The following is a 10,653-nucleotide window of genomic DNA, read 5'->3' on the forward strand; positions in this document are numbered from 1 at the left end:
CTGCTGCTCGCGACCGGCAGGTTACCCAATACTCCCGACCTGAATCTGGAAAAGAGCGGGGTTCAGGTTGACGATTGGGGATTCATAAAGGTAAACAACAAACTGGAGACCACGTCGGAGGGAGTCTACGCGATAGGCGATGTTAAAGGTGGACCGGCCTTCACACATATTTCTTACGACGACTTCAGAGTATTGAAGCAGAACCTCTTGAACGGAGGAAGCTCGACGATTGAAGAGAGGTTTGTCCCGTATGTCGTATTCATAGATCCCCAGCTTGGAAGAATCGGTCTCTCCGAGAAAGAAGCATCGAGTCAGGGACGTGACTTTCGTGTGGCAAAGCTGCCTTTTGATAGAGTGGCGCGGGCAATCGAAACGGATGAGACCAGGGGAATGATGAAGGCTCTTGTCGATTCGAAAACAGATCAGATAATTGGAGCCGCAATTCTGGGAGTGGAGGGCGGCGAGATTATGTCTGCAGTTCAGATAGCAATGATGGGCGGTCTTCCTTACACCTCGTTGAGAGACGGCGTCTTCGCTCACCCGACGCTCGTGGAATCGCTGAACAATCTCTTCATGACGCTGGATGGCTGAGCGGCAAGGCGAATACTCGCCGGGATTCTTTCTTGAGCTTTTCGACAGTGAGGAAACAGGAGATTCCGCGAATGCGCCTTAGCTCTCTACAAAAGTCAGACGAATCTACAGAGGTAGCAATGCATTGAAAATTTTCGGTGATAGTGTACAATTAAATTGAGTATAATTATCGGCAATACAAACAATGGAGGTTGGTTGTTGTGAAGAGAATAATGCTAATAGCGCTATTATTGATAACTGTGATTGGTTTGGCACTGAAGGGGCCGATTACGGTGGCATCGAAGATTGATACAGAAGGAGCTCTGCTCGGTCAGATGATTGTCATCATCCTGGAAAAGAACGGTTTCGAGGTAAATGACAAGACAGAATTCGGCACGACGAGTGTCATCAGAAAGGCGATCATCGCTGGTGAGATCGATATCTACCCCGAGTACACCGGAAACGGAGGCTTCTTCTTTGACAACACAGATCCCATGGTATGGAAGAACGCGAAGTCGGGATACGAGACTGTGAAGACCCTGGATCTGGAAAGGAACGGTCTCGTCTGGCTTACTCCAGCTCCTGCGAACAATACCTGGGCTCTGGCGATCAGAAAGGATCTTTCCGACAGTGAGGGAATCAAGACCCTCGAAGACCTTGCGACATACGTGAACGGCGGGGGATTCATCAAGCTGGCCGCTTCCGAAGAGTTCCTGACGAGGCCCGATGCGATGCCCGCCTTCCAGGAGGCATATGGTTTTGAGCTTTCCAACGATCAGCTTCTCGCCTTCTCCGGTGGAAACACCGCTCAGACGATCAGGGCTGCCGCTCAGAATATAGACGGAGTCAATCTCGCTATGGCATACGGTACGGACGGGGCGCTCTCGGCCCTCAGACTTGTCGTTCTTGAGGACACCAAAGGCGTACAGCCCGTCTACGAACCCGCTCCCATAGTGAGAAAAGAGGTCTACGAAATGTATCCCGAGATCGAAGGACTCCTGAAACCCGTCTTCGAATCACTGGACCTGGAGAGTTTGCAGTCTCTCAACGCTTCGATAGCTATCGAAGGTCTGGATGCGGGTTATGTTGCTGAGCAGTTCCTGAGATCGAAGTCCTTGATTGATTAGGATCCATGAAGTTTATTGGCAGACGAAGAGATGTGATGGCCATTCTGGGAATGGCCATCATGTTGTTTTCGCTCGTAATTCCGGGCTTTCTTTCGGTTAAGGAGACAAGGATTTCCGAAGCCCTGCCGGTAAGCCTGGGAAGCTTCTCGATAGTCGGGCTGTTATCTCTTGCAGCCGCCTCGGTTGCCATCTTCTTTCTTTCTTACAGTAAATACGCTTTTCTTATGGGCATTGTTGCAGGACTTGTACCTCTTTTCGGTTTTTTTCTTGCCGGGAGCCACGCACTCTCCATCGCCTCGGCAACAGGTCCGTTCGCCAGAGTTTCACCCTCTACAGGGCTGTGGCTTCTGCTTCTGGCAGGCTACATAGTCGTATTCGCTGCCAGAAGAAGGCTAAAAGATAAGAAGGTACTCTCCGCGTTTCTTGTATTGATTCCTATTGCCTCCTTTCTCATAATGCTTGTCTCAGGTCATCTCAAGGAGCTTGCGATCATGAAGGAGTACGCAAACAGGAGCGACAGGTTTCTCGAGGAGACGGTGAGGCATCTTATGATAGCCGGTGGAGCCGTAGTCTCCGGAGTGATAATCGGAGTGCCTCTTGGAATAGTGGCTAACAGGTCTCCCAAGATAGAGAAGCCGGTTTTCGGGGTGGTGAATTTCATTCAGACGATTCCCAGTATAGCTCTCTTTGGGCTGCTGATCGCTCCCCTTTCCTATCTTTCTCGCAGTCTGCCTTTTCTGAGGGAGATAGGAATAACCGGCGTGGGTTGGGCTCCAGCGATGATAGCTTTGATTCTTTATTCGTTGCTCCCGATAGTCAGGAATACTTATTCGAGTCTGAAGGTGATTCCGGTCGATACGGTTGAGGCTGCAAGGGCCATGGGAATGAGCAGATTTCAGGTTCTAGGGAAGGTCGAGATTCCGATCTCGCTTCCGGTAGTTCTGGCAGGCGTGAGAACGGCGGCCGTTCAGGCGGTGGGCAACACTACGATGGCAGCTCTCATTGGTGCGGGGGGTCTTGGTGTTTTCGTCTTTCAGGGGCTTGGTCAGGCCGCAATGGATCTAGTGCTGCTAGGGGCGTTGCCGATCGTGGCTCTCGCGCTGATAGTCGATTCTCTTATGCAGTTGCTGATAGCTATTCTGACGCCCAGAGGGCTTGTTTCGGAGGGAGCCGATGATTAGATTCGAGAAAGTTACAAAGGAATACGATGAAGAGACCGTAGCCGTAAAAGATATTACGTTCGAGATTCCTTCGAGAGAGCTTACAGTTCTTATCGGGCCGTCTGGATGCGGGAAGACAACGACTCTCAAGATGATAAACCGTATAATCAGACCTACAGCCGGCAGGATTCTCATAGACGGCAGCGATGTAACTGAGATGGATATCAGGCAGCTCAGGAGAGGAATAGGCTACGTCATCCAGAATGTGGGACTCTTTCCCCACATGTCGGTTAAGGACAACATCGCCACCGTGCCCAAACTGCTGAAGTGGGAGAGATCGAAGATCGACGTTCGGGTGGAAGAATTGCTTCAGCTGGTCGGACTGGAGCCGAAGTCCTACGCAAACAAGCTTCCCAAAGAGTTGTCGGGCGGCGAAGCCCAGAGGGTGGGAGTTGCGAGAGCTCTTGCAGCAGATCCGCCGATAATTCTAATGGACGAACCTTTCGGGGCGGTCGACCCTCTTACGAGAGTCAGGCTTCAGGATGAATTTGCCAGAATTCAGGAGGAACTGCACAAAACAATTGTCTTCGTGACTCACGATATAGATGAGGCGATAAGACTGGCAGATAAAATTGCCGTTATGAAAGGGGGAAGAATTCTCCAGTTCGACACGCCCGAAGAGATTCTCGCAAGGCCGGTAGAGAAGTTCGTTCATGATTTCATGGGCTCCGACAGGGCTCTGAAGAGGCTCTCGAGAATTCCCGTTCTTGAGTACATAGAGAAAAGCGAAACGATAGACATTAACGGCGGCTGGGAGCAGCTGGGTGTCACAAAAGAGGAATTCGTCTGGGCGCTGGACGATAGGAAGAAACTCATCGGATGGGTAGATGTTTCTCATTCCAGCAGAGAGCTTCCGCTCAGAGAAGCTCTGACTGAGATGCTGGAGGAAGAGATTTTGAGCCCCGACAGCACAGTGAAGGAAGCGCTCTCGAGAATGCTTGAAAGCGGAACTATGGCTCTGCCGGTCGTTGAGAGATCGGGCCATTTTCTAGGCCAGATAAGTCTATCGAAAATTCAGGAGTTGACCAAGAGTGACAGAGAAGAAGAGTAGAGTCATATCCTGGATAATCCTTGGGATATTTCTTCTGGCATTCATTCTGCTCATATCCAACATGGCTCTCTGGGAGAGCTTTCTAAGATGGCTCTTTCCGGAAGAGAGGGAGGTTCTTCACCCCAGGGGTACCCTGCTGGAACTGGTTGGCGAACACCTGTGGATGGTGATTGTCTCGAGCGGACTTGCAACTGTAATAGGTATTTCGATTGGCGTTCTTGTTACGAGGCCGCTAGGAAGGCAGTATCTGCCACTCGTCTCCAATCTCAGCTCTCTCGGACAGACCTTTCCGCCCGTTGCGGTGCTTGCCCTTGCTGTTCCTCTTCTTGGATTCGGGTTCAAGCCCACGGTCGCCGCTCTGCTCCTGTATGGATTTCTACCTATCGTAAGAAACACGATAACCGGTATAGAGAATATCCCCTCCGAAGTTCGCGAAGCGGCTTACGGTATGGGTATGTCTTCCTGGCAGGTACTCTTCAAGATCGAGCTTCCTCTCGCTCTAAAGGTTATTATGTCGGGAATACGGATATCTGTTGTTATAAATATCGGGACGGCGACCGTCGGAGCCACTATAGGAGCCGGCGGACTTGGATCGCCCATAACGGCGGGGCTTGTGTCGGAGAATCCCGCCTTCATACTGGAAGGAGCCATTCCTGCCGCCCTTCTTGCCTTTTCGGCCGATTCGCTGCTGGGGAATATAGAGAAGAGCTTTTCCTCGGAGTAAGAAGATTGCCGGACCAGCTACTGCTGATGATCGAGCGGTCTATCCTCGTGATTGTTGATTGCGGAGGAGCCGCCGCTTGAAGGACGTGGAACGGAAATTTTGCCGCTCACGAAGAGATCGCCGAGTGCCCTCACGTCTCTCCCCGAGGGGTTCTGGAAGAGCCTTAGCCCGAAGTGGGGCATGGAGGCAAAAATATGATCGAAGATGTCAGACTGTAATGATTCATAGTTTACCCAGGAAGTATCCTTGCTGAAACAGTAGATCTCAAGAGGAAGGCCGGTATCTGCCGCTTGAAGCTGTCTTACCATGATTATCATGTCTTTGTTGGTTCCGGGATGGTTCCGTAGATATGCGGTCAGATATGCCCTGAAGGTCCCGATATTCGTCATCCTTCTGCCATTGACCGGTTCGCTCACATCTATCTCGTTCTTCCTGTTGAATTCCTCTATCTCTTTCTTCCTGCTTTCGAGATAAGGCCTGAGAATCTCGATTCTGTAGAGTCTATCGTACAACTCGTCATCCAAAAAGCGAATCGAGGAGTTGTCTATGAATACCGATCTCTTGATCCGCCTTCCCCCGGCCTGAAACATCCCCTTCCAGTTCTTGAAGGATTCCGAGATTAAGGCGTAGGAGGGAATTGTGGTTATTGTCTTGTCCCAGTTCTGGATCCTGATCGTCGTAAGTGTAATGTCTATAACGTCTCCGTCGGCCTGAAATTTCGGAACCTCTATCCAGTCGCCTATGCTGACGAGATTGTTCTTCGAGATCTGAATGCTGGCGACCAGTCCCAGTAGCGAATCTCTGAAAACTACCAGAAGAACGGCCGTCATTGCTCCGATCCCACTCAGAATCCCCCATGGAGAGATTCCGGTCAGCACGGATACCGCGATGACTCCGGCCACTATGTAGATCATGATCTTGACTACGGTCATATAGCTCTTTATCGGCTTATCTCTGGAGGTTTCTAGAGACTGGTAGGCGCTTGTGAAGACGTCAAGGAAGGCGTCGACAACTACAGCCGCAATGAATATCAGGTATGTCGTAACCAGCTTGTAGATCAAGCTCTCTATCGCAGGGAATGCACGGGCGAAGAGAGCGATGACTATTGCAGGTATCATCAGTGCTATCTTATAGAGAAGTTTGTGCTTTATCAGATAATCGTCCCATTTGAATGCAGATTTTCTCACAATAAGCTCAATGGGTTTAATCAGGACCTTTTCGAAGATGTATTTGGATAAGAAGGCCACGACTATCATGATTATTCCAACAACTATGTTGGCAAGTACCAAGTCAAAAGTCTCGCTGAGTCCGAGGGCCGAAAACCACCCGGCAAAGATGTCTACCACCTGATCGCCTCTAGAGACAATAATAACATCACAGGTGTATAAGGGCTACTTGTACTACGGTTTCCGAAATCTGAATGGATATACGAGTCAATGGAAATTTCATTACAGATTCACCGGAACAGAGGGTTACAGAGATCGCCACAATGTCGTAAAATAGTATATTGGAGGTGAGTGAGTTGAAATGTCCCGAATGCTTCTCTAGTGACAACAGGGCGACGCCGCTTAAGAACCCCGAAGATTGCCTGACGAACCATGTTCAATATGTCTGTTCCACGTGCGGCAGGGCAATTTGCATGGAGGACGATGAACGGGAAAGACACGGGCCCCGATCCTCCTTCAGTTCTTTCAATGACGCAATGCTTTACCTCCGGGCAGCCGAAGCGCTATTCAACGGACCTTGCGGCATCTACGAACTCACAGATGGAGCGAAGGTCTTCTACAAGATTTTCAAGGATAAAGACGGGCTGATGAACTTTCTTCTCGAAAACCCGGAGAAGAGATGCCCTCTGGGAGAAGCGCTTCACGAAACAGAGGAATTCAGACCGGTGGCTGAAGGGCAGATCCGAAAGCTTGGCAAGGACGAGGTTGAAGAATACTTGAGAGAGAGAGAAGTTGATGACTAGCTTTGAGACAATCTTTCTTCTCGTTGTCTATGTAATCGCTTTCTTCGAACTCTATTTGCTGTCCCTCAACCATAGAAATGCTAAGCTTTCTAAGGTCTCACTTCCAGATAACTTGCGAGACGTCTTCAATGATGATCTCATCGAAAAGTCTGTGAAATATACGAGAGCCAAGGGAACTATTGTTATGGTCTCTTCTATCGTAAACCTTCTGGTACTGAGTTTGGGGATCTTCTGGGCATTCAGGGCAATCGAATCTCTTTCGACGAAATTGGCGGAGGGCTTTGCGGTGCGCGGCCTCATCTTTTTCATCTCGATCGCCGCGATTTCTTTCGCAATCTCTCTCCCCTTTTCGGTTTACTCGACATTCGTTTTGGAGAACAGATATGGCTTCAATCGGACGACACCAAGGACTTTTGTTATAGATAAACTGAAAGTCCTGCTTCTGGTTGCGCTAATCGGAATTCCGCTCATGTATCTTGCGCTTCTCGCTATCGACTCGTTTACGTACTGGTGGGTCTACTTGCTTATCGGAGTGATTGCATTTGAGTTTCTCACCCAGCTGATCTTCCCCACAATCATTCTTCCCCTCTTCTACAAGCTGAAGCCTCTTGAAGATGAGGACCTTATGAAAAGGATTAGAGCGATTGCCGAGAAATCCGGTTTCGCGGTCAAATCGATCCTCGTTATGGATGCATCGAGAAAAACCGGCCACACAAATGCCTTTTTCACGGGCATCGGAAGAGCAAAGAGGATAGTCCTTTACGACAGCCTCCTCGAGAAGCATTCTTCTGAAGAGATAGAGGCGATCTTCGCCCATGAGGCCGGTCACTTCAAGCGTAAACACATACTCAAGGGGATGTTATTATCTAACGCGGTTACGGTTTTCGCCGTATTCCTTCTATGGTTGATCGTTGAAAGCGACACAGCTACCGGCATGTTTGGTATCTCAGAGAAATACACGATTCTGCTTTATGCGGGGATCTTCCTGTCTTCGGTCTTCACGGTTCTTGACTGGATAGACTCGTTCATAAGCAGGAAGTGGGAATTTGAGGCCGACAGTTATGCGGCGCAGATTACCGGTAATCCGCAACCGATGATCGGAGCCCTTAAGAACCTCTCAGTGTCGAATCTGTCGAATCTCAGCCCACATCCTATGTACGCTGCCCTGTATTACTCGCATCCGCCATCATGGGAGCGAATTGAAAAGCTGAACACAATGGTCTCTAATATAGACGAAAGAAAGAGTAGGGGGTGATATCTTGAAACTGAAGTTCATTAACTGTGTGACGCCTGTAAGCAGGCTTGAATGGGTTGAGGAGTACCTCGACCTTCCGTTTGAACTTTTCTGTAAGCATGATGAGTTGACCGGCTTCATCACGAGCGGAAACAAGATCAGAAAGCTCGAGTATCTTCTAAAAGATGCTCTGGAAAAGAAAGCAGATACGGTATTCACTTGCGGGGGCATTCAGTCGAATCACTGCAGGGCGACTGCGATGGCGGCGAGATCGCTTGGAATACAGCCGGTTCTCTTCCTCAGGGGAAGGCCGATGGAGATTCCTCAAGGGAACGTCCTTCTAGACACCATGGCCGGAAGCGACATCCATTACGTGACCAAGGAGGAGTATTCGAGAATAGATGAGATCTTCGCCACGAAGAAGGAAGAATACGAGAAGAAGGGCAGCAAAGTCTACCTGATCCCCGAGGGCGGCTCAAACGCGCTTGGCGCAAGGGGATATGTGGACGCCGTCAAAGAACTGTCGGGCCAGATAAATCTCGATCATGTTGAAGCCATCTTCACGGCGGTCGGCAGCGCCGGAACCTATGCGGGAATTCTGGCTGGGCTCAGGACGCTGGGTTACAACGCCGAAGTCATAGGTATTAACGTCACGAAGGATCCTTCCTCACTCTTCCTGGAAAAGACAAAGAGACTTATTGGGGAGATGAAAGAGTACGGAATAGATGTATCGATAGACGACGGAGAGATCAAGATAGTCGATGACTTCTCGGGACCCGCTTATGCCGTGCCTTCGGAAGAGGATATAGAACTTATAAAGAGCCTAGCCAGGGAGCGAGCCTTCTTTCTCGACCCAGTTTATACGGCCAAGGCCTTCAGGGGAATGCTTCAGATCTCAAAGGAAAGATTTGCCGGGAAGAGGGTCGTCTTTATTCATACCGGAGGGCTGTTCAAGTTGTTCGACAATCCGGCTACTTACATAAAGTAAAGCCCTGCGATGCAGGGCTTTATATTCTGTTCAGGTCGTTCAGTCTTTTCAGAAACTTGTCGACGTTCTCCCTGAATCTCTTTATCTTGAGCTCCGATGTTTTCAGGTATTCGAGGCCGGCCGTCGTAATCTTGTAGTTCTTTTTTGCCGGGCCAGTGTTCTCTGTGTCCCATTCAGAGGTTATAAGTCCCATTTCTTCTAGACTGCCCAGCACACGGTAAAGACTCCCCATCTGACCGACACCGAAGATTGGGATCTCGAAGTCGTTGATCCTGGAAGAAAGCTCATAACCATGAGCAGGTTTTTCGGCGATAAGAAGAAGCAGATACAGTTCGATCCATGACCTGCCCATTCCCATCCGTCTTCCCCTCATATTTCTCATAATAGTCTCCGCTTAATGATCGTGGAACTTTCCGCGGTCTTCGGGCTCGTATTCAACACTGGAAAGCTCGCCTTCAATGTAGGTTCTTACTAGCTCTTCGACGGTCCCGCTGGCACCTGTAATGGCATGTACGCCCAGCGTCTCGAAGAACTGTCTTGCCCGGCCGCCCATGCCTCTTGTTATTATCACATTGGCGCCTTTGTTCTTAACGTAACCCGGGATCTCACCCGGCTCGTGCTGTTCGAGAGGGTTTGTCTCGATTTCGTGAGAGACAATCCCGTTGTTCTCAACTGTTACGAATGCGAAGAACGGAGAATGACCGAAATGCTCTGAAATCCTTGATTTTAGACCGTTATTATCAATAGTTGGAATAGCGATTTTCACGAAACTACCTCCTTACCTATATCCATCTCTCATATATTATAGCATTTGAACAAGACCGAGTTATGATAGCATCTGCGATCTGAGTTGCTCTTCCTCAAGGGGAGATCAGTTTCATGGCTTAGCCGGAAACAAATGACTAGTATGACTCCTGTTGTTGAGACTGTTCATCTGTTTCTGGTGAAGCAATAGTTCTTGAGGGAGGCGTGAAAGGACGGCCGTCCTAATGAGCAATTGTGAGAGAATCATCATAGAGGAGGTGCGGCATGAAAAAGACTTTTGCTTTACTGGTAATTGCGGCACTATGGATCACTGCATTTGCGAATGGTCTATTGGTAATCACTCTGAAAGACGGTTCAATCTACGAATTCTATCTCGATGAAATCGAGAGCCTGGTATACGTTGCGGACGATGAGTTTCCCTTGGAATCCAAGTACATGAGCCTCGACAAAGTCGTTTTCGTTCCCGGTGAAGAGATAAATCTCTATTTCTTCGGAACTTCGGGACTCGGGTCTTACGCTTGGATAGGAATCGTTCCCTCGGATATTCCGCATGGAAGCGAGTCCGAAAACGACCTGCACGACATTCAGTATGCTTATGTCGGAGGCATGACAGACGGTTTGATAGTATTTACCGCTCCATGGGATGTCGGATTCTACGACTTCAGATTGAATGACTCGGACAACAACGGTATAGAGATCGACTTCCTCACATTCGAGGTCAGGGAGTAGCCCGCAGAGCAACTTTTCATTGTTTGAAGGCTGCTCGGGGCGTCGTTCTACCTTGAAAGGTTATCCCAACTGTGATAGAATCTTCGAGTACGGGGCGTAGCGCAGTTGGAAGCGTGTCTGCATGGGGCGCAGAAGGTCGCTGGTTCAAGTCCAGTCGCCCCGACCAAGAACCCTCGATTCGTTCGGGGGTTTTTTCATATTAGAACGGGTTATACTTTAGATGTCCTTCTCAAGAAGACTCTTGGTTCATGCGTTCTTCCGGGAAGCTATTACAAC

11 protein-coding genes, 1 tRNA gene and 1 pseudogene are annotated in these 10,653 nt (G+C 49.4%); 10 read left to right on the forward strand and 3 right to left on the reverse strand.

Annotation, left to right across the window (positions count from 1 at the left end; genetic code table 11):
* From ENN47_05675 to ENN47_05695, 5 genes are all read left to right on the forward strand, one after another.
* Window positions 1-591: FAD-containing oxidoreductase (locus tag ENN47_05675; protein ID HDP77663.1), on the forward strand; the 591-nt coding region annotated here is incomplete at its 5' end.
* Window positions 592-791: 200 nt separating this feature from the next.
* Complete coding sequence (locus ENN47_05680; protein HDP77664.1) at window positions 792-1,697, forward strand: ABC transporter substrate-binding protein; 906 nt, start codon at window positions 792-794, stop codon at window positions 1,695-1,697.
* 5 nt (window positions 1,698-1,702) lie between these two features.
* Window positions 1,703-2,878, forward strand: coding sequence for an ABC transporter permease (locus tag ENN47_05685; GenBank protein HDP77665.1), 1,176 nt, complete (start codon window positions 1,703-1,705; stop codon window positions 2,876-2,878).
* The gene (locus ENN47_05690) at window positions 2,871-3,968 is read left to right on the forward strand and encodes an ABC transporter ATP-binding protein (protein HDP77666.1); all 1,098 of its coding nucleotides are present in this window, start codon (window positions 2,871-2,873) and stop codon (window positions 3,966-3,968) included. The genes ENN47_05685 and ENN47_05690 overlap by 8 nt, the downstream gene beginning before the upstream one ends.
* A complete protein-coding gene (locus tag ENN47_05695; GenBank protein HDP77667.1) occupies window positions 3,949-4,692 on the forward strand; it encodes an ABC transporter permease in 744 nt (247 codons plus the stop codon). Before ENN47_05690 ends, ENN47_05695 begins: the two co-directional genes overlap by 20 nt.
* A gap of 17 nt (window positions 4,693-4,709) precedes the next feature.
* On the opposite strand, the gene ENN47_05700 is transcribed toward ENN47_05695, so the two are convergent.
* On the reverse strand, window positions 4,710-6,038 hold the full coding sequence (locus tag ENN47_05700; protein HDP77668.1) for a mechanosensitive ion channel: 1,329 nt from the start codon (window positions 6,036-6,038) through the stop codon (window positions 4,710-4,712).
* Between the two features lie 176 nt (window positions 6,039-6,214).
* Between ENN47_05700 and ENN47_05705 the strand changes: the two genes are divergently transcribed.
* From ENN47_05705 to ENN47_05715, 3 genes are read left to right on the forward strand one after another with little or no spacing between them, the layout of a single operon-like run.
* Window positions 6,215-6,661 (forward strand): hypothetical protein, encoded by a 447-nt coding sequence (locus ENN47_05705; GenBank protein ID HDP77669.1) that lies wholly within the window; start codon window positions 6,215-6,217, stop codon window positions 6,659-6,661.
* Window positions 6,654-7,916: a M48 family peptidase gene (locus tag ENN47_05710; protein HDP77670.1), complete on the forward strand. Its 1,263-nt coding sequence runs from the start codon at window positions 6,654-6,656 to the stop codon at window positions 7,914-7,916. The genes ENN47_05705 and ENN47_05710 overlap by 8 nt, the downstream gene beginning before the upstream one ends.
* Window positions 7,917-7,920: 4 nt before the next feature.
* Complete coding sequence (locus tag ENN47_05715) at window positions 7,921-8,883, forward strand: D-cysteine desulfhydrase family protein (protein HDP77671.1); 963 nt, start codon at window positions 7,921-7,923, stop codon at window positions 8,881-8,883.
* 19 nt (window positions 8,884-8,902) lie between these two features.
* Here ENN47_05715 and ENN47_05720 read toward each other — a convergent pair whose 3' ends face one another.
* Together ENN47_05720 and ENN47_05725 are read right to left on the reverse strand one after the other, a co-directional pair.
* Window positions 8,903-9,265: a PadR family transcriptional regulator gene (locus ENN47_05720; protein ID HDP77672.1), complete on the reverse strand. Its 363-nt coding sequence runs from the start codon at window positions 9,263-9,265 to the stop codon at window positions 8,903-8,905.
* Window positions 9,266-9,277: 12 nt separating this feature from the next.
* Window positions 9,278-9,649 (reverse strand): dinitrogenase iron-molybdenum cofactor biosynthesis protein, encoded by a 372-nt coding sequence (locus ENN47_05725; protein HDP77673.1) that lies wholly within the window; start codon window positions 9,647-9,649, stop codon window positions 9,278-9,280.
* Between the two features lie 263 nt (window positions 9,650-9,912).
* Here ENN47_05725 and ENN47_05730 point away from each other — a divergent pair.
* Together ENN47_05730 and ENN47_05735 are read left to right on the forward strand one after the other, a co-directional pair.
* Window positions 9,913-10,258, forward strand: a pseudogene (locus ENN47_05730) (hypothetical protein).
* 209 nt (window positions 10,259-10,467) lie between these two features.
* A tRNA-Pro gene (locus ENN47_05735) sits at window positions 10,468-10,543 on the forward strand.
* The last annotated feature ends 110 nt before the right edge of the window (window positions 10,544-10,653 follow it).

Source organism: Mesotoga infera, from assembly GCA_011045915.1.
Classification (GTDB): domain Bacteria; phylum Thermotogota; class Thermotogae; order Petrotogales; family Kosmotogaceae; genus Mesotoga; species Mesotoga infera_D.

Bases quoted from the DNA above. Each gene is read 5' to 3' on its own strand.
- ENN47_05710 (HDP77670.1), top strand. From the start codon at position 6,654: ATGACTAGCTTTGAGACAATCTTTCTTCTCGTTGTCTATGTAATCGCT.
- ENN47_05685 (HDP77665.1), top strand. From the start codon at position 1,703: ATGAAGTTTATTGGCAGACGAAGAGATGTGATGGCCATTCTGGGAATG.
- ENN47_05690 (HDP77666.1), top strand. From the start codon at position 2,871: ATGATTAGATTCGAGAAAGTTACAAAGGAATACGATGAAGAGACCGTA.
- ENN47_05720 (HDP77672.1), bottom strand. From the start codon at position 9,265: ATGAGAAATATGAGGGGAAGACGGATGGGAATGGGCAGGTCATGGATC.